This is a genomic window from Burkholderia catarinensis, from assembly GCF_001883705.2.
GTDB classification, from domain to species: Bacteria; Pseudomonadota; Gammaproteobacteria; order Burkholderiales; family Burkholderiaceae; genus Burkholderia; species Burkholderia catarinensis.
Genome location: NZ_MDEQ02000010.1, coordinates 69,277 through 92,788 on the forward strand (window position 1 = coordinate 69,277; position 23,512 = coordinate 92,788).

Annotated in this window: 23 protein-coding genes; 15 read left to right on the forward strand and 8 right to left on the reverse strand. The window is 68.5% G+C overall.

Annotation, left to right across the window (positions count from 1 at the left end):
* Positions 1 to 19: 19 nt before the first annotated feature.
* The 6 genes from kdpB to BFF94_RS17720 form a co-directional block, all read right to left on the reverse strand.
* Positions 20 to 2,104: a potassium-transporting ATPase subunit KdpB gene (gene kdpB, locus BFF94_RS17695; protein WP_219139596.1), complete on the reverse strand. Its 2,085-nt coding sequence runs from the start codon at positions 2,102 to 2,104 to the stop codon at positions 20 to 22.
* Positions 2,105 to 2,158: 54 nt separating this feature from the next.
* Positions 2,159 to 3,964 (reverse strand): potassium-transporting ATPase subunit KdpA, encoded by a 1,806-nt coding sequence (kdpA, locus tag BFF94_RS17700; protein WP_219139597.1) that lies wholly within the window; start codon positions 3,962 to 3,964, stop codon positions 2,159 to 2,161.
* Positions 3,961 to 4,053 carry a K(+)-transporting ATPase subunit F gene (gene kdpF / locus BFF94_RS17705; protein WP_006752209.1) on the reverse strand — a complete coding sequence of 31 codons (93 nt, stop codon included), beginning with the start codon at positions 4,051 to 4,053 and terminating at the stop codon, positions 3,961 to 3,963. The genes kdpA and kdpF overlap by 4 nt, the downstream gene beginning before the upstream one ends.
* Positions 4,054 to 4,353: 300 nt before the next feature.
* Positions 4,354 to 5,328 carry a quinone oxidoreductase family protein gene (locus BFF94_RS17710; RefSeq protein ID WP_128845523.1) on the reverse strand — a complete coding sequence of 325 codons (975 nt, stop codon included), beginning with the start codon at positions 5,326 to 5,328 and terminating at the stop codon, positions 4,354 to 4,356.
* A gap of 176 nt (positions 5,329 to 5,504) precedes the next feature.
* Positions 5,505 to 5,897, reverse strand: a complete 393-nt coding sequence (locus tag BFF94_RS17715) for a methylglyoxal synthase (protein ID WP_128845525.1) — start codon at positions 5,895 to 5,897, stop codon at positions 5,505 to 5,507.
* A 49-nt stretch (positions 5,898 to 5,946) separates the two neighbouring features.
* Positions 5,947 to 6,726 (reverse strand): SDR family oxidoreductase, encoded by a 780-nt coding sequence (locus BFF94_RS17720; protein WP_128845527.1) that lies wholly within the window; start codon positions 6,724 to 6,726, stop codon positions 5,947 to 5,949.
* Between the two features lie 207 nt (positions 6,727 to 6,933).
* Here BFF94_RS17720 and upp point away from each other — a divergent pair, with 207 nt between their 5' ends.
* From upp to BFF94_RS17790, 14 genes are all read left to right on the forward strand, one after another.
* Complete coding sequence (upp, locus tag BFF94_RS17725) at positions 6,934 to 7,584, forward strand: uracil phosphoribosyltransferase (protein ID WP_128845529.1); 651 nt, start codon at positions 6,934 to 6,936, stop codon at positions 7,582 to 7,584.
* A gap of 218 nt (positions 7,585 to 7,802) precedes the next feature.
* Entirely contained in the window at positions 7,803 to 8,531 is a 729-nt protein-coding gene (locus BFF94_RS17730; protein ID WP_006478227.1) for a YebC/PmpR family DNA-binding transcriptional regulator, read from the forward strand.
* Positions 8,532 to 8,635: 104 nt separating this feature from the next.
* Complete coding sequence (gene purD, locus BFF94_RS17735) at positions 8,636 to 9,916, forward strand: phosphoribosylamine--glycine ligase (protein ID WP_128844631.1); 1,281 nt, start codon at positions 8,636 to 8,638, stop codon at positions 9,914 to 9,916.
* A gap of 118 nt (positions 9,917 to 10,034) precedes the next feature.
* A complete protein-coding gene (gene hemF / locus BFF94_RS17740; RefSeq protein ID WP_219139598.1) occupies positions 10,035 to 10,958 on the forward strand; it encodes an oxygen-dependent coproporphyrinogen oxidase in 924 nt (307 codons plus the stop codon).
* Between the two features lie 14 nt (positions 10,959 to 10,972).
* Positions 10,973 to 11,698 carry a nicotinate-nucleotide adenylyltransferase gene (locus tag BFF94_RS17745; protein WP_246637363.1) on the forward strand — a complete coding sequence of 242 codons (726 nt, stop codon included), beginning with the start codon at positions 10,973 to 10,975 and terminating at the stop codon, positions 11,696 to 11,698.
* 4 nt (positions 11,699 to 11,702) lie between these two features.
* Positions 11,703 to 12,146 (forward strand): ribosome silencing factor, encoded by a 444-nt coding sequence (gene rsfS, locus BFF94_RS17750; RefSeq protein WP_128844639.1) that lies wholly within the window; start codon positions 11,703 to 11,705, stop codon positions 12,144 to 12,146.
* Positions 12,147 to 12,164: 18 nt separating this feature from the next.
* Entirely contained in the window at positions 12,165 to 12,635 is a 471-nt protein-coding gene (rlmH, locus tag BFF94_RS17755; RefSeq protein ID WP_128844641.1) for a 23S rRNA (pseudouridine(1915)-N(3))-methyltransferase RlmH, read from the forward strand.
* A gap of 51 nt (positions 12,636 to 12,686) precedes the next feature.
* A complete protein-coding gene (locus BFF94_RS17760) occupies positions 12,687 to 13,319 on the forward strand; it encodes a Maf family protein (RefSeq protein ID WP_219139599.1) in 633 nt (210 codons plus the stop codon).
* 8 nt (positions 13,320 to 13,327) lie between these two features.
* Positions 13,328 to 14,797, forward strand: coding sequence for a ribonuclease G (rng, locus tag BFF94_RS17765; protein WP_219139600.1), 1,470 nt, complete (start codon positions 13,328 to 13,330; stop codon positions 14,795 to 14,797).
* A gap of 126 nt (positions 14,798 to 14,923) precedes the next feature.
* Positions 14,924 to 15,259, forward strand: a complete 336-nt coding sequence (locus tag BFF94_RS17770) for a YggL 50S ribosome-binding family protein (RefSeq protein ID WP_128844644.1) — start codon at positions 14,924 to 14,926, stop codon at positions 15,257 to 15,259.
* 488 nt (positions 15,260 to 15,747) lie between these two features.
* Positions 15,748 to 16,965 carry a collagen-like triple helix repeat-containing protein gene (locus tag BFF94_RS17775; RefSeq protein WP_219139601.1) on the forward strand — a complete coding sequence of 406 codons (1,218 nt, stop codon included), beginning with the start codon at positions 15,748 to 15,750 and terminating at the stop codon, positions 16,963 to 16,965.
* A 334-nt stretch (positions 16,966 to 17,299) separates the two neighbouring features.
* Positions 17,300 to 18,259 (forward strand): PRC-barrel domain-containing protein, encoded by a 960-nt coding sequence (locus tag BFF94_RS17780; protein WP_219139602.1) that lies wholly within the window; start codon positions 17,300 to 17,302, stop codon positions 18,257 to 18,259.
* The gene (locus tag BFF94_RS17785) at positions 18,256 to 19,515 is read left to right on the forward strand and encodes an MFS transporter (protein ID WP_128845566.1); all 1,260 of its coding nucleotides are present in this window, start codon (positions 18,256 to 18,258) and stop codon (positions 19,513 to 19,515) included. Before BFF94_RS17780 ends, BFF94_RS17785 begins: the two co-directional genes overlap by 4 nt.
* Before the next feature lie 41 nt (positions 19,516 to 19,556).
* On the forward strand, positions 19,557 to 20,123 hold the full coding sequence (locus BFF94_RS17790) for an FUSC family protein (protein ID WP_128845563.1): 567 nt from the start codon (positions 19,557 to 19,559) through the stop codon (positions 20,121 to 20,123).
* Between the two features lie 52 nt (positions 20,124 to 20,175).
* On the opposite strand, the gene BFF94_RS17795 is transcribed toward BFF94_RS17790, so the two are convergent.
* Positions 20,176 to 20,565, reverse strand: coding sequence for an RcnB family protein (locus BFF94_RS17795; protein WP_128845560.1), 390 nt, complete (start codon positions 20,563 to 20,565; stop codon positions 20,176 to 20,178).
* Between the two features lie 101 nt (positions 20,566 to 20,666).
* The gene (gene msbA / locus BFF94_RS17800) at positions 20,667 to 22,418 is read right to left on the reverse strand and encodes a lipid A export permease/ATP-binding protein MsbA (RefSeq protein WP_246637364.1); all 1,752 of its coding nucleotides are present in this window, start codon (positions 22,416 to 22,418) and stop codon (positions 20,667 to 20,669) included.
* Positions 22,419 to 22,643: 225 nt separating this feature from the next.
* Here msbA and BFF94_RS17805 point away from each other — a divergent pair, with 225 nt between their 5' ends.
* A complete protein-coding gene (locus BFF94_RS17805; protein WP_128845554.1) occupies positions 22,644 to 23,396 on the forward strand; it encodes a glycosyltransferase family 2 protein in 753 nt (250 codons plus the stop codon).
* The last annotated feature ends 116 nt before the right edge of the window (positions 23,397 to 23,512 follow it).

Here is a 23,512-nt window from a genome sequence, read left to right on the forward strand (position 1 = left end):
TCCTTCAAAGGCGGCCGGCTCAGGCCCAGCCGAGTGCCGCGAGCGTCATGTCGATCAGCTTGATGAACGGGAACGGCAGCAGCACGCCGCCGAGGCCGTAGACCAGCAGGTTGCGGCGCAACAGCGATGCGGCGCCGAGCGGCCGGTACGTGACGCCCTTCAGCGCAAGCGGGATCAGCGCGACGATGATCAGCGCATTGAAGATCACCGCCGACAGGATCGCGGAGGCCGGCGACGTCAGATGCATGATGTCGAGCACGCGCAACTGCGGGTAGGTCGTCACGAACGCGGCCGGGATGATCGCGAAGTACTTCGCGATGTCGTTCGCGATCGAGAACGTCGTCAGCGAGCCGCGCGTCATCAGCATCTGCTTGCCGATCTCGACGATCTCGATCAGCTTCGTCGGGTTCGAGTCGAGGTCGACCATGTTGCCGGCTTCCTTCGCGGCCTGCGTACCCGTGTTCATCGCCACCGCCACGTCGGCCTGCGCGAGCGCCGGCGCGTCGTTCGTGCCGTCGCCCGTCATCGCGACGAGCCGCCCCGCCGCCTGGTGCTCGCGGATCGTCGCGAGCTTGGTTTCCGGCGTCGCTTCCGCGAGGAAATCGTCGACCCCCGCTTCCGCCGCGATCGCCGCGGCCGTCAGCCGGTTGTCGCCCGTCACCATCACGGTCTTGATGCCCATCTTGCGCAGTTCCGCGAAGCGCTCCTTGATGCCGCCCTTCACGATGTCCTTCAGCTCGATCACGCCGAGCACGCGCGCCGCACCTTCACGCAGGTCGGCCACGACGAGCGGCGTGCTGCCGCGGCGTGCAACCTCGTCGACCGCGCGACGCACTTCCTCCGGGAAGCGGCTGCCGTGCGTCTCGACATAGCGACGGATCGCGTCGGCCGCGCCCTTGCGGATCTCGCGGCCGGGGAGATCGACGCCGCTCATCCGCGTCTGCGCGGAAAAGCCGAGGAACGTCGCGTGCAGCTGTGCCATGTCGCGCTGGCGAATGTTGAAGCGCTCCTTCGCGAGCACGACGATGCTGCGCCCTTCCGGCGTTTCGTCGGCGAGCGACGACAGTTGCGCGGCATCGGCCAGCGCTTCCTCGGTCACGCCCGGCGCGGGCACGAACGTCGACGCCTGGCGGTTGCCGAGCGTGATCGTGCCGGTCTTGTCGAGCAGCAGCACGTCGACGTCGCCGGCCGCTTCCACCGCGCGGCCCGACGTCGCGATCACGTTCGCCTGCATCATCCGGCTCATCCCCGCCACGCCGATCGCGGACAGCAGGCCGCCGATCGTCGTCGGGATCAGGCACACGAGCAGCGCGACAAGCGCGGTGATCGTCACCACGTGGCCGGCCTTCATCGCTTCCACCGAGAACATCGAGAACGGCAGCAGCGTCGCGGTCGCGAGCAGCATCACGATGGTCAGCGCGACCAGCAGGATCGTCAGCGCGATCTCGTTCGGCGTCTTCTTGCGCTTCGCGCCTTCGACCATCGCGATCATCCGGTCGAGGAACGCTTCGCCCGGGTTCGCGGTGACCCTGACGACGATCCAGTCGGACAGCACGCGCGTGCCGCCCGTCACCGACGAGAAGTCGCCGCCCGATTCACGGATCACCGGTGCGGATTCGCCAGTGATTGCCGATTCATCGACCGACGCGACGCCGTCAACGACTTCGCCGTCGGCCGGGATCACGTCGCCGGTCTCGACCAGCACGACGTCACCCTTGCGCAGCTCGGTCGCGGTCGTGATGCGGATCGGCGACTTCGGATGCGGCTCGTTGAGCTTCTTCGCCATCACGTCTTTCTTCGCGCTGCGCAGCGACGCGGCCTGCGCCTTCGAACGCCCTTCGGCGAGCGCTTCGGCGAAGTTCGCGAACAGCACCGTGAACCACAGCCACAGCGCGATCGCGAGGATGAAGCCCGCGGGCGCCTCGGCCTGGCCGGCGAGCGCCGCGATCCACAGGATCGTGGTCAGGATGCTGCCGACGTACACGCAGAACATCACCGGGTTGCGGAACTGCGTGCGCGGCGTGAGTTTCTTGAACGAGTCCACGATCGCCGGGCGCAGCAGCGCCGGATCGAACATGGACCGTGTTGCGGAATGTTGAGTCATTGCGATCTCTTCAATCTCTTCAGTCTTTTCAATGTGTCGCCATGCGGGCGCGCATTACGCGCCCAGCCACATCATCAGGTGCTCGACGCCGGGGCCGAGCGCAAGCGCCGGCACGTAGGTCAGCGCACCCACCAGCAGCACGGTGCCGAGCAGCAGCACGACGAACAGCGGACCGTGCGTCGGCAGCGTGCCGCTCGTCACGGCGATGCGTTTCTTCGCGGCAAGCGAGCCGGCGATCGCCAGCACCGGCACGATCGTGCCGAAGCGGCCGAACCACATCGCGATCGCGGTCATCCAGTTGTAGAACGGCGTGCCGACCGTCAGGCCCGCGAACGCGCTGCCGTTGTTGTTCGCGGCCGAGCTGAACGCGTACAGGATTTCCGAGAAGCCGTGCGGGCCCGGGTTCGCGATGCCGGCCTTGCCCGCATCGGCGAGCACGGCGATCGACGTGCCGACCAGCACCAGCAGCGGCGTGAGCAGCACGACGATCGACACCATCTTCATCTCGTACGACTCGATCTTCTTGCCGACGTACTCCGGCGTGCGGCCGATCATCAGGCCGGCGACGAACACCGCGAGCAGCGCGAACACGAGCATCCCGTAGAGGCCCGAGCCGACCCCGCCGTAGACCACCTCGCCGAGCTGCATCAGCAGCATCGGCACGAGGCCGCCGAGCGGCGTCAGCGAATCGTGCATGGTGTCGACCGCGCCGCACGACGCGGCCGTCGTCGCAACCGTGAAGATGCCGGTCTGCGCGATGCCGAAGCGCGTTTCCTTGCCTTCCATGTTGCCGCCCGGCTGCAGCGCGCCCGTCGACTGGTCGACGTGCAGCGCGGCGAGCGTCGGGTTGCCGCCCTGCTCGGCGCTCACCTCGACGCCGACCGCGACCGCGAACGCAACCGTCATCGCCGCGAGCACCGCGATGCCCTGCCGGCGGTCGCCGATCACGCGGCCGAACACGAGACACAGTGCGGCCGGGATGATCAGGATCGCGAAGATCTGGATGAAGTTCGCGAACGGCGTCGGGTTCTCGTACGGGTGCGCGGAGTTCGCGTTGAAGAAGCCGCCGCCGTTGGTGCCGAGCATCTTGATCGCTTCCTGCGACGCGACCGGGCCCATCGCGAGCGTCTGCTTCGTGAGCGGGGTCGGCACCGTGACCGGGTTGCCCTTGTCGTCCTTCACCGGGTTGCCCTGCGCGTCGAGCTTCGGCGCGGCATAGGTGCTCGCTTGCAGCACCGGCACGTCCTCGTACGCCTTCATGTTCTGGATCACGCCCTGGCTCATCAGCAGCGCGGCGATGATCGCGGACATCGGCACGAGCACGTACATCGTCACGCGCGTGAGGTCGACCCAGAAGTTGCCGATCGTCTGCGCGGTATGACGTGCGAAGCCGCGGATCAGCGCGATCACGACGACGATGCCGGTTGCCGCCGACAGGAAGTTCTGCACGGTCAGGCCGAGCATCTGCGTCAGGTAGCTGACGGTCTGCTCGGGCGTGTAGTCCTGCCAGTTCGTGTTGGTGACGAAGCTGACGGCCGTGTTGAATGCGCCGTCGACCGTCATCGCGCCGAATTGCTGCGGGTTGCCGGGCAGGAAGCCCTGCAGGCGCAGCAGGCCATACAGGAACAGCGCGCCGAGCGCGTTGAACGCGATCGTCGCGATCGCGTACTGCTTCCAGTTCATCTCGCTGCCGACGTCGACGCCGGCGACGCGGTACAGCGCGCGCTCGAGCGGCCCGAACACGCGCACGACGCGCGAGCTGCCGTCCATCACCGCCGACAGGTAGCGCGCGACCGGAACGGCCACGGCCAGCAGCACGACGATGAACAGCAGCGATTGCAACAGGTTGTTCGCGTTCATTCGATGTCCTCCGCGCGCAGCAGCGCAAAGACGAGATACGCGAACAGCAGGGCCGTCGATGCGCCCGCCAACCAAAGCATCCAGGTCATGCTCGTCCCCCGCGACCGTATTGCACGAGCTTGTCGCAACCGGCAACCAAACCGAGGAGCAGCGCGGTGAAGAGCACCAGAGCGCCGATGAAAACCCCATCCATTTTTGTGTTCTCCGTCGTCGAAATCAGACGACTAGAACCTTATGGGAACGCACGTAAAGGACGGGTCAAAGGTATCGGGGCGGATATAAAAAACGTGTAAACGCAGGGGCGGGAGCAAACCGGGGGCGGGACGGGCGGCGTTGCGCCGCCGCCCGCAAGGGCGCGGGCCGGCATAGCGCCGGCACGAAGGGACGGGTCAGGGAACGAGGATCGTCGAGCCGGTGGTCTTGCGCGCTTCGAGATCTTCATGCGCGCGGCCGACTTCCGCGAGCGGATAGCGCTGGTTGATGCTCGTCTTCACCTTGCCCGACACGAGCACGGCGAACAGCTCGGCGGCCGCGGCTTCGAGATCGGCGCGCTTCGCGATGTACGAGAACAGCGTCGGCCGCGTGAAGAACAGCGAGCCGCGCGACGAGAACTCCTTCGAGTCGATCAGCGGCAGCGGGCCCGACGCATTGCCGAAGCTGACGAAATAGCCGAGCGGCGCGAGGCTGTCGAGCGAGCCGATGTAGGTATCCTTGCCGATCGAATCGTAGACGACCGGCACGCCCGCGCCGTTCGTGATTTCCTTCACGCGCTGCGTGAAGTTCTCGCGCGTGTAGACGATCGGGTGGTCGCAGCCGTGCGCCTTCGCGAGCACGGCTTTCTCGTCGGAGCCGACCGTCCCGATCACGGTCGCGCCGAGCGCCTTTGCCCACTGGCACACGAGCAGGCCGACGCCGCCGGCGGCCGCATGGATCAGGATCGTGTCGCCGGCCTTCACCGGGTACGTGCGGCGCAGCAGGTAGTGCGCGGTCAGGCCCTGCAGCATCGCCGACGCCGCGTCGTCGTAGCTGATGCCGTCCGGCAGCTTCACGAGACGCTCGGCGGGCATCACGCGCTCCTGCGCATAGGCGCCGGGCGGCTGCCCGACATACGCGACGCGATCGCCTGCCTTCAGCGCGGTCACGCCTTCGCCGACGGCCGTCACCTCGCCCGCCGCCTCCATCCCGAGACCGCCGGGCAGCGGCTGCGGATAAAGGCCCGTGCGGAAATACACGTCGATGTAGTTGAGCCCGACCGCGTGCTGCTTCACGCGCACCTCTCCGGCTTTCGGTTCGCCGACCTCGACATCGACCCACTTCATCACGTCCGGGCCGCCCGGCTGGTCGTATCGGATTGCTTTCGGCATCGTTTCGCTCCTCGTTTCTGATCGGTCAGGTGAAAATCCGGGTCGCCGATGCGCGAGCCGGCCGATTCATGCAGGAACCGGGCGGCCGGTGCGCGTCGCGACGCACGATTCTCGCGCGTCGCCGCCAACCGTGCATGGCCCTGCCGCGAACAGGGGCAATCGGGCCGCGCAATCGCCTAGCAAACGTCCTGCATGTTTCGCGCCAGATCGTCGAGCAGCATCCGCGCGGTCGCGACGTTGGTCGCGACCGGCACGTCATGCACGTCGCACGCGCGCACGAGCGCGGTGATGTCGGGGTCGTGCGGCTGCGCGGTCATCGGGTCGCGCAGGAACACGACGACGTCGACGCGGCCGTCGGCCAGTTCCGCGCCGATCTGCAAATCGCCGCCGAGCGGCCCCGACAGCTTGCGCTCGACCTCGAGCCCGTGCGCGGCCGCGATACGGCCGCCCGTCGTGCCGGTGGCGACCAGCCGGCATTGCGCGAGCGTCGCGCGGTATTGGCCCGCGAGCGCGACGATCTCGTCTTTCTTCGCGTCGTGCGCAATCAATGCGATGCGGGGTTGGCTCATCTCCAGTCTCCTTCGTTTTCGGTTGTTGTCGTGAAACGCGGCGTGCGCGTCAGAACGTGCCCGGATACGCACCGCCGTCGAGCAACCAGTTCTGCCCGGTGATGTAGCCGGCATGCACGCTGCACAGGAACGCGCACGCCGCGCCGAATTCTTCGCGCGTGCCGAGCCGGCCGGCCGGGATGTCCCTGGTGCGCCGCGCGCGCATCTCGTCGACCGTCACGCCCTGCGCCTTCGCCGACGCGGCGAGCGTCGTCGCGATCCGGTCGGTGTCGAACAGCCCCGGCAGCAGGTTGTTGATCGTCACGCCCTGGCCCGCGACCTTGCGCGACAGCCCGGCAACGAAGCCCGTCAGCCCCGAGCGTGCGCCGTTCGACAGCGCGAGTACGTCGATCGGCGCCTTCACGGCCGAGCTCGTGATGTTGACGATCCGGCCGAAGCCGCGCGCGATCATCCCGTCGACGGTCGCGCGGATCAGCTCGATCGGCGTCAGCATGTTCGACTCGAGCGCGCGGATCCAGTCGTCGTGCGAGAAGTCGCGGAAGTCGCCGGGCGGCGGGCCGCCGGCATTCGTCACGAGAATGTCCGGCTGCGGGCACGCGGCGAGCGCGGCCGCGCGACCGTCCGGCGTCGTGATGTCGCAGGCGACCGCCGTGACCGACACGTTCGCCCCGGCGCGGATCTCTTCCGCGGTTTCCTCCAGCGTGTCGCGCGTGCGCGCGACGATCACGAGGTTCACGCCCTCGGCGGCCAGCGCTTGCGCGCAGCCGCGCCCGAGGCCCTTGCTTGCCGCGCACACGAGCGCGGTCTTTCCTGCGATGCCGAGATCCATCGTCGACTCCTTGGTAGCGACGCGCGCCGGCACGGCCCCGTCGCGCCGGTGGGCGGGCGAACGGGCGTACGCGGCGCGCGGATTGTCGTGAGACGTCGATAATATCCGGATCATGCGGCGCGCCTTGGTAAAATTGCGGCCATAAGCGGCGGACGGCTTGTGCCCGCCGCCGCCCCGATCCCCTTTTGCCGCCAAGGCGCCTCCGCCATGAAACAGGACAGCCGTTTCCCGAATCTCTTCATCACCGATCACCCGCTGATCCAGCACAAGCTCACGCACATGCGCGACAAGGACACGTCGACGCGCACGTTCCGCGAACTGCTGCGCGAAATCACGCTGCTGATGGGCTATGAGATCACCCGCAACCTGCCGATCACGACCAAGCGGGTCGAAACCCCGCTGGTCGAGGTCGACGCGCCGGTGATCGCGGGCAAGAAACTGGCGATCGTGCCGGTGCTGCGCGCGGGCATCGGGATGTCGGACGGCCTGCTCGACCTGGTCCCGTCCGCGCGCGTCGGCCATATCGGCGTGTACCGCGCCGAGGACCACCGCCCGGTCGAATACCTGGTGCGCCTTCCGGATCTCGAGGATCGCATCTTCATCCTGTGCGACCCGATGGTCGCGACCGGCTACTCGGCCGTGCACGCGGTCGACGTGCTCAAGCGCCGCAACGTGCCGGCCGCGAACATCACGTTCGTCGCGCTGGTCGCCGCGCCCGAGGGCGTGCAGGTGTTCCAGGACGCGCACCCGGACGTGAGGCTGTTCGTCGCGTCGCTCGACTCGCACCTGAACGAGCACGCGTACATCGTGCCGGGCCTCGGCGACGCGGGCGACCGCCTGTTCGGCACCAAGAACTGACGCGCCTGCGCGGCCGCGCGGCGCGCGGCCCGGTCCGCGGCGGCCTGCCCGGCCGTTCGGCCATGCGCGGCGGCCCCGAACCGACGGTCGCCGCGTGATAAAATCCCGATCCACTCGACACGCGCGGCCCCGCGGCTTCATGCCCGCCGAAACGGCCGCCGATTCAACGACACATTGGCACAATCGCCCGCGCAGCGCGCCCGGGCACGGAGAAAGGTATGGCTGGTCATTCGAAATGGGCCAACATCAAGCATAAGAAGGCAGCGGCCGACGCGAAGCGCGGCAAGATCTGGACCCGCCTGATCAAGGAAATCCAGGTCGCGGCGCGCCTCGGCGGCGGCGACGTCAACTCGAACCCGCGCCTGCGTCTCGCGGTCGACAAGGCGGCCGACGCGAACATGCCGAAGGACAACGTCAAGCGCGCGATCGATCGCGGCGTCGGCGGCGCGGACGGCGCGAACTACGAGGAAATCCGTTACGAAGGCTACGGCATCAGCGGCGCGGCGATCATCGTCGACACGCTGACCGACAACCGCACCCGCACGGTCGCGGAAGTCCGCCACGCGTTCTCGAAGTTCGGCGGCAACATGGGCACCGACGGCTCGGTCGCGTTCATGTTCGATCACGTCGGCCAGTTCCTGTTCGCGCCCGGCACGTCGGAAGACGCGCTGATGGAAGCCGCGCTCGAAGCCGGCGCGAACGACGTGAACACGAACGACGACGGCTCGATCGAAGTGCTGTGCGACTGGCAGGCATTCTCGGCGGTGAAGGACGCGCTCGAAGCCGCCGGCTTCAAGGCCGAACTCGCCGAAGTGACGATGAAGCCGCAGAACGAAGTCGAATTCACCGGCGACGACGCGGCGAAGATGCAGAAGCTCCTGGACGCGCTCGAGAACCTCGACGACGTGCAGGACGTGTATACGAACGCCGTCATCGTCGAGGAATGAAATGCCGGCCGCCGTGCTCCTGTCGCGGCGGCGGCCCGACCGATTCCGCGGCCGGCGCGCCTGAGTGCGCCGGCCGCCCTGTTTTCTAGTCTGCGGGGAATCCCATGAAACTACTCGTCGTCGGTTCCGGCGGCCGCGAACATGCGCTGGCTTGGAAGCTCGCGCAGTCGCCGCGGGTCCAGATGGTCTACGTCGCGCCCGGCAATGGCGGCACGGCGCAGGACGAGCGCCTGAAGAACGTCGACATCACGTCGCTCGACGAACTCGCCGATTTCGCGGAACGCGAAGGCGTCGCGTTCACGCTCGTCGGGCCGGAAGCACCGCTCGCGGCCGGCATCGTCAACCTGTTCCGCGCGCGCGGCCTGAAGGTATTCGGCCCGACCCGCGAAGCCGCGCAGCTCGAAAGCTCGAAGGATTTCGCGAAGGCGTTCATGAAGCGCCACGGCATCCCGACCGCCGACTACGACACCTTCTCCGATGCCGCCGCCGCACACGCGTACATCGACGCGAAGGGCGCGCCGATCGTCGTGAAGGCCGACGGCCTCGCGGCCGGCAAGGGCGTCGTCGTCGCGATGACGCTCGAGGAAGCGCATGCGGCCGTCGACATGATGCTGTCGGGCAACAAGCTCGGCGATGCCGGCGCGCGCGTCGTGATCGAGGAATTCCTCGACGGCGAGGAAGCGAGCTTCATCGTGATGGTCGACGGCAAGCACGCGCTCGCGCTGGCTTCCAGCCAGGACCACAAGCGCCTGCTCGACGAAGACCGCGGCCCGAACACCGGCGGCATGGGCGCGTATTCGCCCGCGCCGATCGTCACGCCGCAGATGCACGCACGCGTGATGCGCGAAATCATCATGCCGACCGTGCGCGGGATGGAGAAGGACGGCATCCGCTTCACGGGCTTCCTGTACGCGGGCCTGATGATCGACAAGGAAGGCAATCCGCGCACGCTCGAGTTCAACTGCCGGATGGGCGACCCGGAAACGCAGCCGATCATGGCGCGCCTGAAGAGCGATTTCTCGAAGGTCGTCGAGCAGGCGATCGCAGGCACGCTCGACACGGTCGAGCTCGACTGGGACCGCCGCACCGCGCTTGGCGTCGTGCTGGCCGCGCACGGCTATCCGGACGCGCCGCGCAAGGGCGACCGCATCAACGGGATCCCGGCCGAGACCGAGCAGGCGGTCACGTTCCATGCGGGCACGACGCTCGCGGATGCCGACAAGCTCGTGACGTCCGGCGGCCGCGTGCTGTGCGTGGTCGGCCTCGCCGATTCGGTGCGCGAGGCGCAGCAGCATGCGTACGACACGATCAACCAGATCAATTTCGAAGGCATGCAGTACCGCCGCGACATCGGCTTTCGCGCGCTCAACCGCAAGAGCGCGTGACGTTGCAACCGCCGCCCCGCCGTCGCGCGGCAGCGGTTCCTCTGCCGGGGTTCGATAGAATGCCCGGCAGATGCTTTTTTTACGGCCCCCGCTTCGGGCGGGGGCACCCAGTCCAGACATGACCGATTCAACCTACGACGTGGCGCGCGTTCGCACGTACCTCCAGGGCCTCCAGGCACGCATCGCCGACGCGCTCGGCGCGCTCGACGGCACGCCGCTCGCGACCGATACGTGGCAGCGCGGGCCGGCCGAACGCCTGCGCGGCGGCGGCTGCACGCGGATTCTCGAAGGCGGCCGCGTGTTCGAACGCGCGGGAATCGGCTTTTCCGACGTCGCGGGCGACGCGCTGCCGCCGTCGGCAAGCGCGGCGCGCCCGCAGCTCGCGGGCCGCGGCTTCGAGGCGCTCGGCGTGTCGCTCGTGCTGCACCCGCGCAATCCGTACTGCCCGACCGTGCACATGAACGTGCGGATGCTGATCGCGACGAAACCGGGCGAGGAGCCCGTGTTCTGGTTCGGCGGCGGCATGGATCTGACACCGGTTTACGGTTTCGAGGACGACGCACGGCATTTCCATCAGACCTGCAAGGATGCGCTCGACCCGTTCGGCGCCGAGCTCTACCCGCGCTTCAAGGCGTGGTGCGACGAGTATTTCTTCCTGAAGCACCGCAACGAGATGCGCGGCATCGGCGGGATCTTCTTCGACGATTTCTCCGAGCCCGGTTTCGAACGCTCGTTTGACATGATGCAAAGCGTCGGCGACGCGTTCCTGCAGGCCTACCTGCCGATCGTCGAGCGCCGCGCCGATTTGCCGTACGGCGAGCGCGAACGCGACTTCCAGGCGTACCGCCGCGGCCGCTACGTCGAATTCAACCTCGTATTCGACCGTGGCACGCTGTTCGGCCTGCAAAGCGGCGGCCGGACCGAGTCGATCCTGATGTCGATGCCGCCGGTCGCGAACTGGCGTTATAACTGGCAACCCGAGCCGGGAACGCCTGAAGCGCGCCTGTACAGCGACTTCATCGTGCCGCGCGACTGGGTCTGAGCCCGCTCGCCCCGCTGCCCCAAGGAAAGGACGCGTTTCTGGACACCACCGCCCGCCCCGCCCCGCTGCCGCGTCGTATCGGCTTGCTGGGCGGCACTTTCGACCCGATCCACGACGGCCATCTCGCGCTCGCGCGCCGGTTCGCCGAGCTGCTCGGCCTGACCGAACTCGTACTGCTGCCCGCCGGGCAACCGTACCAGAAACGCGACGTGTCGGCCGCCGAGCATCGGCTCGCGATGACGCGCGCGGCCGCCGGCTCGCTGTCCGTGCCGGGCGTGACCGTGACCGTCGCCACCGACGAGATCGAGCACACCGGCCCGACCTACACGGTCGAGACGCTGGCGCGCTGGCGCGAGCGGATCGGCCCGGACGCGTCGTTGTCGCTGCTGATCGGCGCCGACCAGCTCGTGCGTCTCGACACGTGGCGCGACTGGCGCAAGCTGTTCGACTACGCGCACATCTGCGCGTCGACGCGCCCGGGCGTCGAGCTCGACGCGGCGCCGCCGGACGTCGCGCGGGAAATCGCCGCGCGGCAGGCCGGCGCCGACGTGCTGAAGGCCACGCCGGCCGGCCACCTGCTGGTCGATACGACCCTCGCATTCGACATCGCCGCGACCGACATCCGCGCGCACCTGCGCGAATGCATCGCGCGCCATGCGCAAATGCCCGATGCGTCGGCCGAACATGTGCCGGCCGCCGTATGGGCCTATATTCTTCAACATCGCCTCTACCACACCTGATTCCATGGATATTCGCAAACTGCAGCGCGTGATCGTCGACGCCCTCGAAGACGTCAAGGCGCAAGACATCAAGGTGTTCAACACCAGCCACCTGACCGAACTGTTCGACCGCGTGGTCGTCGCATCGGGCACCTCCAACCGCCAGACCAAGGCCCTCGCGTCGAACGTGCGCGACAAGGTCAAGGAAGCCGGCGGCGACATCGTCAGCTCCGAGGGCGAAGACACCGGCGAATGGGTGCTCGTCGACTGCGGCGACGCGGTCGTGCACATCCTGCAGCCGGCCCTGCGCCAGTACTACAACCTCGAGGAAATCTGGGGCGACAAGCCCGTTCGGATGAAGCTCGGCGGCGGCAAGGGGAACGGCTTCGCCACGGCCAGCGAAGACGACGAAGACGAGGAAGCAGCGCCCGCACGCCCGGCGCGCAAAACGGCCGCCCGCCGCCGCTAAGTCGTCACGCATCTCCCGATGAAGCTTTTCATCCTCGCGGTCGGCCACAAGATGCCGGGCTGGATCGCATCCGGCTTCGACGAATACACGAAGCGGATGCCGCCCGAGCTGCGCATCGAGTTGCGCGAGATCAAGCCCGAACTGCGTTCGGGCGGCCGCAGCGCCGAAAGCGTGATGGCGGCCGAGCGGCAGAAGATCGAGGCCGCGCTGCCGAAAGGCGCGCGCCTCGTCGTGCTCGATGAGCGCGGCCGCGACTGGACCACGATGCAGCTCGCGCAGGCGCTGCCCGGCTGGCAGCAGGACGGCCGCGACGTCGCGTTCGTGATCGGCGGCGCCGATGGGCTCGATCCGGAACTGAAAGCGCGCGCCGACGTGCTGCTGCGCATCTCGAGCATGACGCTGCCGCACGGGATGGTGCGCGTGCTGCTCGCCGAACAGCTTTACCGGGCGTGGAGCATCACGCAGAATCACCCCTATCATCGCGCATGACGCGTCGTCCTCGAGACGCGCGCCGCGCGCGCTCACCGAGATAACGACACCATGCCGTCCAGCACGTCCCCCGCGCTTTTCCCGACTCTTTACCTCGCTTCGCAAAGCCCGCGCCGCCAGGAGCTGCTGCAGCAGATCGGCGTACGCTTCGAGCTGCTGCTGCCGCGCCCCGACGAGGACGCCGAGGCGCTCGAGGCCGAACTGCCCGGCGAAGCCGCCGATGCGTACGTGCGGCGCGTGACCGTCGCGAAGGCCGAAGCCGCGCGTGCGCGCCTCGTCGCGAGCGGCAAGCCGGCCGCGCCGGTGCTGGTCGCCGATACGACCGTCACGATCGACGGCGCGATCCTCGGCAAGCCGGCCGACGCCGCCGACGCGCTCGCGATGCTGACGCGCCTCGCCGGCCGCGAACACGAGGTCATGACCGCCGTCGCCGTGATCGATGCCGGCGGCGAACTGCTGCCGCCCGCGCTGTCGCGCTCGTCGGTGCGCTTCGCGGCCGCGTCGCGCGACACGTACGCGCGCTACGTCGAAACGGGCGAGCCGTTCGGCAAGGCCGGCGCGTACGCGATCCAGGGGCGCGCGGCCGAATTCATCGAGCGAATCGACGGTTCCCATTCAGGTATCATGGGTCTGCCCCTTTTTGAGACTGCCGCGCTATTGCGCGCCGCGCGCCTCGCCTTCTGAATCCCACCATGAACGAAGAAATCCTGATCAACCTCACGCCGCAGGAAACGCGGGTCGCACTCGTCCAGCAAGGCGCGGTGCAGGAGCTTCACGTCGAGCGCACGCTGTCGCGCGGGCGGGTCGGCAACATCTATCTCGGCAAGGTCGTGCGCGTGCTGCCCGGCATGCAGTCGGCGTTCATCGACATCGGCCTCGAGCGCGCGGCGTTCCTGCATGTTGCCGACATCTGGCAGCCGCGCCTCGCGGGCGAGCCGCAGTCGAACGCGCCGCACCAGCCGATCGAGAAGACCGTCTTCGAAGGCCAGACGCTGATGGTCCAGGTGATCAAGGATCCGATCGGCACGAAGGGCGCGCGGCTGTCGACACAGGTCAGCATCGCGGGCCGCACGCTCGTCTACCTGCCGCAGGAGCCGCATATCGGCATCTCGCAGAAGATCGAGAGCGAGGCCGAGCGCGAGGCCGTGCGCGCGCGCCTGACGGCCGTGATCCCGCCGGACGAGAAAGGCGGCTACATCGTGCGCACGATCGCCGAGGATGCGACCTCCGACGAGCTGGCCGGCGACGTCACGTACCTGCGCAAGACCTGGGCGACGATCGTCGCGCAAGCGCAGCGGCTGCCGGCAACCAGCCTGCTGTACCAGGATCTCGATCTCGCGCAGCGCGTGCTGCGCGATTTCGCGAACGACGACACGACGCGCATCCAGGTCGATTCGCGCGAGACTTACCAGCGCCTCTCGGAATTCGCGTCCGAGTTCACGCCTGCCGTGAGCCCGAAGCTGCACCACTATACGGGCGAGCGGCCGCTGTTCGACCTGTACAACATCGAGACGGAGATCCAGCGCGCGCTGTCGCGCCGCGTCGACCTGAAGTCGGGCGGTTACCTGATGATCGACCAGACCGAGGCGATGACGACGATCGACGTGAACACGGGCGGCTACGTCGGTGCGCGCAACTTCGACGACACGATCTTCAAGACCAACCTCGAGGCCGCGCATACGATCGCGCGGCAGCTGCGGCTGCGCAACCTCGGCGGGATCATCATCATCGACTTCATCGACATGGAGAACGCCGAGCATCGCGACGCGGTGCTGTCGGAGTTGAAGAAGGCGCTGTCGCGCGATCGCACGCGCGTGACGGTCAACGGCTTCTCGCAGCTCGGGCTCGTCGAGATGACGCGCAAGCGCACGCGCGAATCGCTCGCGCACGTGCTGTGCGAGCCGTGCCCGACCTGCCAGGGCAAGGGCCAGGTGAAGACGTCGCGCACCGTGTGCTACGACGTCCTGCGCGAGATCCTGCGCGAATCGCGGCAGTTCAACCCGCGCGAATTCCGCGTGATCGCCGCGCAGCAGGTGATCGACCTGTTCCTCGACGAGGAATCGCAGCATCTCGCGATGCTGATCGACTTCATCGGCAAGCCGGTGTCGCTGCAGGTCGAGTCGAACCTGAGCCAGGAGCAGTACGATATCGTGCTGATGTAACGTTCCGCCCATCCGCCGCCGGCATCGCCGCGCGGCGCTTCGATGCGGCGCCCGGGCCGCCGGCGCATGCCGCGCCAGCGCCCGGCGCCGCCCTTTCACTTTCCCTTTTCGCATTCACCACACACCATGAGCCAAGGCCACAACCGCCGCCAGCGCAAGAAACTCCACATCGGCGAATTCCAGGAACTCGCGTTCAACGCGACCGCGCATTACCGCAACGAAATGACCGACCTCGAGCGCGGCGAGCTGATCGACGCATTCATCGACTTCGTCGAAGCGAACGGGCTGCTGACCGTCGCGTCCGCGGACGAAGGTATCGGCGCCTACGTGATCTCCGGCGCGCCGCGCGGCACGACGACCGATGCCGATCGCGAGATCGTGCGCGGCTGGCTGGCCGCACGGCCGGAACTGGCCGACGTCAAGGTCAGCGAATTCACCGACGCGTGGTACCCGGACGCCTGATTTTCCGGTTTCACCCCGCTTGGGGCAGCGCCCGTGCCTGCCCGCCATGACGGCGGGCCAGGCCGGCGCCGCCCGCGGCGCCTGCGCGCGCCCCTCTCCCTCCGCCCCCCCTTCCCCGTCGCCCGACACCTGCACCACCGGCACCGACCCACACGATTCGCGCCGCGTCGACCGTGATTACCCCGATTCCGCGAGTGAATCGGATGCTTACTTCAATTTAACGTTGATTAAAAGACGTCTCGCGCCGGCGGGCCTACTCTGATTGCCAGGAATCCGATGTTTCCGGCGCGATCGGCAAGCAGGACGAAAGAATGAAAACCGCTCGCCCGGCAGGTGTTCCGGATTCCAGCACGGGCTAAAACGCGACACGGCGACAGGTCAATCAGGGAGACACCAACGATGCGCCGCCCGCTTCCCCACCGCAGCGACGACACATCGGCGCACGCGAAGGCTGCCTGACCCAACGTTTCAAACGATACGAGGACGACATGAATACGCCTACTACCCATCAAGCAGGACTCCGAATGATCATGATCGCGGCGGGTGTCGCAGCGCTGATGTCGCTGTCCGCGTGCGGCGGCTCCGGCTCGCTGAGCCAGGGCACCGGCGGCACCGGATCGGGTTCGGGCGACACGACGGCCACGACCGGCGGCACGGGCAACGGCAGCGGCAGCGGGTCAGGCAGCGGCTCGACCGTCGGCGGCACGGGAAGCGGCACCGGCGGCACCTCGGGCACCGGCACGTCGGCCAATGCGCTCGGCCAGACGATCGGTTCGTCGAGCAACGTCGTGACGGCCGCGGGCGGCGCCGTGTCGGGCGTCGGCACGGTGATCGCGGGCCAGTCGCTGCCCGGCACGAACGCGGCGACCACGCAGGGGCTCGGCACCGTCGTGCAGGACGCCGGCGCGGCCGTCACGACGCTCGGCACCGGGCTCGGGTCGGGGCTCGGCCAGCTCGGCGCATCGTCGAATCCGGTCGGCACGACGGTCGCGAGCACGGGGGGCGTGGTCACGAACCTCGGCAACGCGGTCGCCGCGACGGGCGGCGTCGTGTCGAGTCTCGGCGCCGGCGGATCGGCGCTGGCGCCGCTCGCGCCCGTCACGTCGCCCGTCGGCGGCGCGATCACGACGCTCGGCAATACGATCGCGGGCGGCGGCGCAACGCTCGGCACGCAGTTGTCGACCGGACCCGTCGCGCAGGTCACGGGCGCCGCCAGCTCGGCGATCACGCCGATCACGACAACGGTCGGGTCGGTCACGCAGACCGTCGCGTCGAGCACGCCGCTCGGCGCGCCGCTGACGAACCTCGTGACGACGGTCGGCAACGGCATCGCGGGCGCAGGTGCGACGATCGCGAAAACCGGCGGCAATCCGGTGACGACCGGCGTCGGCAACGTCGTGACGGCGACCGGCAACACGGTGGCCACCGCCGGCACCGCACTGCTCGGCGGCGGTGGCGCCACGACGAGTCCGCTCGCGCCGGTCACGGGGCTCCTGTCGACGGGTGCACTCGGCAGCGCGACCGGCGGCAGCAACCCGGCAGGCGCGCTCACGTCGGCGGTCGGCACCGTGACGGGAGCCGTGTCGGGCGCGGCCGGCGGCTCGCCGGTCGCGGGGCTGACCGGCGGCAGCGGCACCGGCGCGCTCTCGAAGACGGGCGGCGTGCTCGCGCCCGTAACCACGACGCTCGGCGCGCTGGTCAAATAAGCGGCAGGCAGGCGCGGCGCCCGCATCGTCGCCGACGATCGGGCGCCACAGCCGCAGCCGCAGCCGCAGCCACAGCCACAGCCGCAGCCGCAGCCGCAGCCACAGCCACAGCCACAGCCACAACCTCAGCCTCAGCCTCAGCCGGAATCGAATCTCGCCCGCTCCGCCTTCGATCCCTTCTTTTCCCCCACGGTCTGCCTCCAACAGGCCAACGAAATCGGTCCTGAAAGCCAGACACGTTAAACTCTCACCTCGCGTGGTGCGCCGCCCGCACCCGCCATCCATCGCCAGCCGCGTGCCCTCGGGCCGCCCCCGACCCATGGAGTGAGTGTCAATGAGCGGCGGACACCCGTTTACCGCATCCCTCAAGTCGTTTCCGTCCTCGACGGTCTTCCTGATTCTCGCCGCCGCGCTGCTGTCCGGCTGCGGGTTGCTGCCGACCCAGAATCCGCCCGCGCCGATCAGCGAGGCGCTTGTCGAGCCTGTCGAGGAAACCGCCGGCGAGCCGCTGACGATGCCGCCCGTGCCCGCGCCGACTCACCCGGAGGAACCGGAAGCGCCGAAGAAGCCGCACCGTGAAGTCACGCGGCCGAAGCCCGTGCAGCGCCCCGAATCGCCGACACCGCCGCCGCCTCCGCCCGCGCCGCTCGTCGCGACGCGCCCGCTCGACCGTACCCAGATCCATGCGCTGCTCGACAGCGAAGTCGCGCGCCGCAACGGCAAGGTGATCGGCCGCGCGGTCGACATGGTGGCCGACGCGAGCGGCAAGCCGCGCGAGATGATCGTCAACCTTCAGGGCTTCATGGGCGTCGGCGACCGCAAGGTCATCTTCCCGTGGAACGTGTTCCGCTTCACGCCGGGCGGCAAACAGGAGCCGATCGTGCTCGACGTGCCGTCGGGCGACCTGCCGCCGGCCGCGCGGCCAAAGGCCGTGCCGCTGTCGGGCTCGGCCGCGGCGTCGCCCGCCACGCGGCTGCCGATGCTCGACAGCGATGTCGAGCGCCCGAACGGCACGAAGATCGGCCGCATCGTCGACGTGCTGATCGACCGCGCCGCGCAGCCGCAGGCTGTCGTGCTCGACCTCGGCGGCCTCGTCAATACCGACCGCCGTTCGATCGCCGCGAGCTGGGGCGCGCTGCGCTTCGTCACGCGCGACAAGGCGCTGCACCCGCAGCTCGACCTGAACGACGCACAGATCAAGGCGTCGCCGCCCTACGCGGCCGACAAGCCGATCGTCGCGGTTTACCCGCCCGCTGCCCCGGCACCGGCTTCGTCTGCGAGTGCGACCCGATGACGATCAAGCATTCCGTCAGCGTACGTAGTCTGCGGTCACTCGACTGGCTCAACTTCTTCGTTGCAAACGTTCAAACCGGGTTCGGTCCGTTCATCGCGTCCTACCTCGCATCGCACAAGTGGACGCAGGGCGAGATCGGCATGGTGCTGTCGATCGGCACGATCAGTGCGATGGTCAGCCAGGTGCCGGGCGGCGCGGCCGTCGATGCGCTGAAGAACAAGAAAGGCGCGGCCGCGTGGGCGATCGCGGCCATCATCCTGTCCGCGGTGCTGCTCGCGTCGAGCCCGACGATCGTGCCGGTGATCGCCGCCGAGGTGTTCCACGGTTTCGCCAGCTGCATGCTCGTGCCGGCGATGGCCGCGATCTCGTTCTCGCTCGTCGGCCGAGCCGACCTTGGCGACCGGCTCGGCCGCAACGCGCGCTGGGCGTCGATCGGCAGCGCGGTCGCGGCGGGCCTGATGGGGCTCACCGGCGAGTACTTCTCAGCGCGTGCGGTGTTCTGGCTGACCGCCGTGCTGGCGGTGCCCGCGCTGTTCGCGCTCGCGATGATCCAGCCGACACACGAGGTGATCCCGCAGTCGTCGAAGCCCGACGACCACGACGAAGCCGGCGAACGCGAAACGCTGCTTGAGCTGCTGCGCGACCGCCGGATGCTGATCTTCGCGGCATGCGTCGTGCTGTTCCACCTGTCGAACGCGGCGATGCTGAACCTCGCCGCCGGCGAAGTCACGGCCGGGATGGGCGAGAACGTGCAGCTCGTGATCGCCGCGTGCATCATCGTGCCGCAGGCGATCGTCGCGATGCTGTCGCCGTGGGTCGGCCGCTCCGCGCAACGCTGGGGGCGCCGGCCGCTCCTGCTGCTCGGCTTCTCCGCGCTGCCGGTGCGCGCGCTGTTGTTCGCCGGCGTGAGCAGCCCGTACCTGCTCGTGCCCGTGCAGATGCTCGACGGCATCAGCGCGGCCGTGTTCGGCGTGATGCTGCCGCTGATCGCGGCCGACGTCGCGGGCGGCAAGGGCCGCTACAACCTGTGCATCGGGCTGTTCGGGCTCGCGGCCGGGATCGGCGCGACGCTCAGCACGGCCGCGGCCGGCTACGTCGCCGATCACTTCGGCAACACCGTCAGCTTCTTCGGGCTCGCGGGCGCGGGCGCGCTCGCGGTGCTGCTGGTCTGGCTCCTGATGCCCGAAACGCGCGTCGAGAACGGCGATGCGGCGGCCGACGAGCCGGCAGCCGCATCGCCCGAACAGGCGCACTGAAGGCGGCGCGCCGCCGTTACCCGCTTCTTGGCCGATTCACGATGGATACGATCAGGACACTCAACGAAGCCCGCCAGCAGATCCAGCAGTCGATCTTCGATCTGTTCAAGGGGCTGTCATTCAGCGAACGGCTCGCGCAGGGCGCGCTGATGGCGCTCCAGGCCGTCTGCAGCGCCTGCCTCGCGTATGCGATCGGCCGCGCGATGCACACCGAGCAGGCCGTGTGGGCGGCGATCACAGCGATCGCCGTCACGCAGCACAACTATTCGGACACGATGTCGCTGTCGCGCGACCAGTTCATCGGCGCGATGGTCGGCGGCGTGCTCGGCTTCGCCGGCGCGGCGCTCGGCGGCGACCGCCTCGTCGCGTACGCGATTACCGTCGCGGTCGTGATCGTCTGTTGCTGGTGCCTGAATGTCGGCAGCGCGGCGCGGCTCGGCGGCGTAACCGCAACGATCGTGCTGCTGTTTCCGGGCAATGGCCCGCTGTGGGACGTTCCGCTGATGCGGCTCGGCGAGGTGACGCTCGGCACCGTGTGTGCGCTCGGCGTGTGCTGGGGGATGTCGCGGATCGAGCGGCTCTGGTTCCGCCGCGCGGCGGCAAAGTGACGCGGCGCCGGGCAACGCGCCCGGCAGCCGGATGAACGATCGGAAAGAACCGTTACGGACCGACCCGCAGCACGATGCCCGAACCGATCTGCACGAGCAGATAGTCGCCGCCGACGCCGACCCACTGATAGCCGCGCGGCGGCGCACTCAGACGATAGCCGCGCCAGTCCTCGACCACGTACTGGCGATCGCGGAATTCGCCGGGCAGCCGGTCGCCCTTGTGCCACTCGCGACGCGGCTGGTCGGCCCAGCGCGGCGGCACGTCGTCCTCGCGGCGCATCTGGCCGGGCGGCATGTGCTTCGGACCGTGGCCGCGCTGCATGCCGTGATTGCCGTGGTCACCGTGATTGTCATCGTTGCCGTGATCCTGCGCCATCGCGGCCGGCGCGGTGAAACCCGCCGCGATCAGCGCAGCCAGTATCATCCCGTGCATCTTCTTCATTGTCCTTCCCTCCGTGTTGTCACGTCGAACGAAACCACCCGGACTCGCTAAGGAAGACTAGCACACGGCATCGCGCAACCGCATGACCGCATGACCGCGCGTCACGCCGCCTGCTGCTGGTACTGGATCCGGTGCAGGTGCGCGTAGAGGCCGCCGTGGCGCAGCAATTCGTCGTGGCTGCCCTCTTCGACGATCTTGCCGGCCTCGAGCACGAGAATGCGGTCCGCGCGCTCGATCGTCGACAGCCGGTGCGCGATCACGAGCGTCGTGCGGCCTTCCATCAGCCTTTCGAGCGCGGCCTGCACGTGGCGCTCCGATTCCGAATCGAGGGCCGACGTTGCTTCGTCGAGGATCAGGATCGGCGCGTCCTTGTAGATCGCGCGCGCGATCGCAAGCCGCTGACGCTGTCCGCCGGACAGCCGCATCCCGTTGCCGCCGACGAGCGTATCGAGCCCGTCGGGCATCGCAGCAACGGCATCGGCGAGGTTCGCGGCCTCGAGCGCAGCCTGCACGCGCGCGCGGTCGGGCGTCTGCCCGTACGCGACGTTCGCGGCGATCGTGTCGTTGAACAGCACGACGTCCTGGCTGACCATCGCCATCTGGCCGCGCAGCGCGTGGAGGTCATAGTCGGCAACTCGCACGCCGTCGACCAGGATCGCGCCATCCGTCGGGTCGAAGAAGCGCGGCAGCAGGTTCACGAGCGTCGTCTTGCCGCTGCCGGACGGCCCCGCGAGCGCGATCATCTCGCCCGGCGCGACCTTGAACGAGATGCGGTCGAGCGTCGGCCGCTCGGCCGCGCCGTAGTCGAACGACACGTTGCGGAACTCGATCTCGCCACGCGCATGCGTCAGCGGCCGGTCGCCGCCCTGCGGCTCGGCCGGCTCGTCGATCAGCCCGAAGATCAGCTCGGCGGCCGTCATCCCGCGCTGCAGCGGCTGGTTGACGTCGATCAGGTGTTTGAGCGGCGAGATCACCAGCAGCATCGACGTGACGAACGCGACGAAGCCGCCGACCGTCGTCTGGTCGTTCGTCGACTGCACGACCGCGATCGTGATCACGACCGCGAGCGCGATCGACGCGAGGAACTGCGTGAGCGGCTGCGCGAGGCCACCCGAGATCGTCATGCGCATCGCATAGCCGCGCAGGCGCTTGCTCATCGCGGAGAAGCGGTCCATCTCGTACGCCTCGCCGTTGTGCACCTTGACGACCTTGTAGCCGCCGACCGTCTCCTCGACGATGTACGACAGCTCGTTGGTCAGCGTCTGGTGCTCGCGGTTCAGGCGGCGCAGGCGGCGGTTGATCTTGCTGACGAGCCAGCCGATGCCGGGCAGGATCACCGCAACGATCAGCGTGAGCCGCCAGTTCAGGTAGAACAGGTAGCCGAGCAGGAACATCACCGTCAGCGAATCGCGCACGAGCGTGACCATCACGCCCGTCAGCACCGACAGGATCTGGTTGACCTCGAATACGATCGCGTTGATCACCGTGCTCGCGGTTTCGCGCTGGAAGAACGACGCGCCCGTGTGGAGCATCCGCTGGAACATCTCGAGCCGCAGTTGCAGCAGGATGCGGTTCGATACGTAGTTGAGCAGGTAATTCGATGCGTACTGCGATACGCCGCGCACCAGCGCGAGACCGATCACCGCGATCGGCACGTACCATTTCGCGCGGTCGCTGCCGTGCACGCCGAAGCCGTGGTCGAGGAGCGGCTTGAGCAGCGCCGGAATACCGGCTTCGGTGGCCGCGACGACGCCCATCGTCATCACGGCGAGCACCACGATGCCGATAAGCGGCCGGATGTACGGCCACAGGCGCTTGAGGACCGTGACCGGCGAAGTGCCGGTGCCGTCCATCGGTTTGCGAAGAGTGTTCTGGGTTTCCAAGGCAATCCTTCTTGAGCCGCGATGCGGCGCCCGGCGCGTGGCCGCCCGGGATTTCGCCCCTGTCGGGCGGGTGCCGAAAAGGGCTCAACATTATAGCCGCACCGCCCCGGCCGGCACGGTCGTGGCCGATGCGGCCGGCGGCCGGGCCGCGGGTATACTGCCGCTCACCGATTTCTCCGCCTTTCCGACGATTTCATGGCTGAACCCTCCCTCGGCGTCGCCCTCATCGCCCTCAACGCGTCCGCTCGGCTCGCGCAGTGCCTCGATGCGCTGTCGTTCGCCGACGATGTTGTCGTCATCGACGGCGGCAGCACCGACGATACCGTCGCGATCGCGCAGGCGCACGGCGCGCGCGTGATCGTCGAGCGCGACTGGCCGGGCTTCGGCCCGCAGAAGAACCGCGCGCTCGACGCGCTCGGCACCGACTGGATCCTGTCGCTCGATACCGACGAGGTCGTCAGCCCGGAGCTCGCGCGGTCGATCCGCGAGGCGATCCGCGCGCCGGCCGCCCAGGTCTATGCGCTCGACCGGCTGTCGAGCTTCTGCGGCCAGTGGATCCATCACAGCGGCTGGTATCCGGACTGGGTGCCGCGCCTGTTCCGGCGCGGCACCGCGCGCTTCTCGGACGATCTCGTGCACGAGCGCCTCGTGTTCGATACCGCCGCGCAGCGCCTGCCCGGCAAGCTGATGCACTATTCGTACGAAGACTTCGAAACCGTCGTGCGCAAGCTCGACGCGTATTCGACGGCCGGCGCGCGCCAGCGCCGCGCAGCCGGTCAGCGCGGCGGCTTCGGCAAGGCGCTCGCGCGCGGCGCATGGGCGTTCGTGCGCACCTACGTGCTGCGGCGCGGGTTCCTCGACGGCCGCGCGGGCTTCATGATCGCCGTGTTCAACGCGGAAACCGTGTATTACCGCTTCCTGAAGCTCGGCCACGCACCGGCGCGCTGAGCGCCCGCCCCGCGCACCGCCGGCGCGCGACCGGCCCGGCGGTACAATGCCGAGTTGCCCGCGCCGTGCGTGCCTGCCCGAGAGGCGGTGCCGTGCGCCGCCCGCCACGACGACCA

Bases quoted from the DNA above. Each gene is read 5' to 3' on its own strand.
- rlmH (WP_128844641.1), top strand. From the start codon at position 12,165: ATGAAGCTTTTCATCCTCGCGGTCGGCCACAAGATGCCGGGCTGGATC.
- purD (WP_128844631.1), top strand. From the start codon at position 8,636: ATGAAACTACTCGTCGTCGGTTCCGGCGGCCGCGAACATGCGCTGGCT.
- BFF94_RS17730 (WP_006478227.1), top strand. From the start codon at position 7,803: ATGGCTGGTCATTCGAAATGGGCCAACATCAAGCATAAGAAGGCAGCG.
- BFF94_RS17805 (WP_128845554.1), top strand. From the start codon at position 22,644: ATGGCTGAACCCTCCCTCGGCGTCGCCCTCATCGCCCTCAACGCGTCC.
- hemF (WP_219139598.1), top strand. From the start codon at position 10,035: ATGACCGATTCAACCTACGACGTGGCGCGCGTTCGCACGTACCTCCAG.
- BFF94_RS17785 (WP_128845566.1), top strand. From the start codon at position 18,256: ATGACGATCAAGCATTCCGTCAGCGTACGTAGTCTGCGGTCACTCGAC.
- BFF94_RS17770 (WP_128844644.1), top strand. From the start codon at position 14,924: ATGAGCCAAGGCCACAACCGCCGCCAGCGCAAGAAACTCCACATCGGC.
- kdpB (WP_219139596.1), bottom strand. From the start codon at position 2,104: ATGACTCAACATTCCGCAACACGGTCCATGTTCGATCCGGCGCTGCTG.
- msbA (WP_246637364.1), bottom strand. From the start codon at position 22,418: ATGGACGGCACCGGCACTTCGCCGGTCACGGTCCTCAAGCGCCTGTGG.
- kdpF (WP_006752209.1), bottom strand. From the start codon at position 4,053: ATGACCTGGATGCTTTGGTTGGCGGGCGCATCGACGGCCCTGCTGTTC.
- rng (WP_219139600.1), top strand. From the start codon at position 13,328: ATGAACGAAGAAATCCTGATCAACCTCACGCCGCAGGAAACGCGGGTC.
- kdpA (WP_219139597.1), bottom strand. From the start codon at position 3,964: ATGAACGCGAACAACCTGTTGCAATCGCTGCTGTTCATCGTCGTGCTG.
- BFF94_RS17760 (WP_219139599.1), top strand. From the start codon at position 12,687: ATGCCGTCCAGCACGTCCCCCGCGCTTTTCCCGACTCTTTACCTCGCT.
- BFF94_RS17780 (WP_219139602.1), top strand. From the start codon at position 17,300: ATGAGCGGCGGACACCCGTTTACCGCATCCCTCAAGTCGTTTCCGTCC.
- upp (WP_128845529.1), top strand. From the start codon at position 6,934: ATGAAACAGGACAGCCGTTTCCCGAATCTCTTCATCACCGATCACCCG.
- BFF94_RS17790 (WP_128845563.1), top strand. From the start codon at position 19,557: ATGGATACGATCAGGACACTCAACGAAGCCCGCCAGCAGATCCAGCAG.
- BFF94_RS17795 (WP_128845560.1), bottom strand. From the start codon at position 20,565: ATGAAGAAGATGCACGGGATGATACTGGCTGCGCTGATCGCGGCGGGT.
- BFF94_RS17775 (WP_219139601.1), top strand. From the start codon at position 15,748: ATGAATACGCCTACTACCCATCAAGCAGGACTCCGAATGATCATGATC.
- BFF94_RS17720 (WP_128845527.1), bottom strand. From the start codon at position 6,726: ATGGATCTCGGCATCGCAGGAAAGACCGCGCTCGTGTGCGCGGCAAGC.
- BFF94_RS17710 (WP_128845523.1), bottom strand. From the start codon at position 5,328: ATGCCGAAAGCAATCCGATACGACCAGCCGGGCGGCCCGGACGTGATG.
- BFF94_RS17715 (WP_128845525.1), bottom strand. From the start codon at position 5,897: ATGAGCCAACCCCGCATCGCATTGATTGCGCACGACGCGAAGAAAGAC.
- rsfS (WP_128844639.1), top strand. From the start codon at position 11,703: ATGGATATTCGCAAACTGCAGCGCGTGATCGTCGACGCCCTCGAAGAC.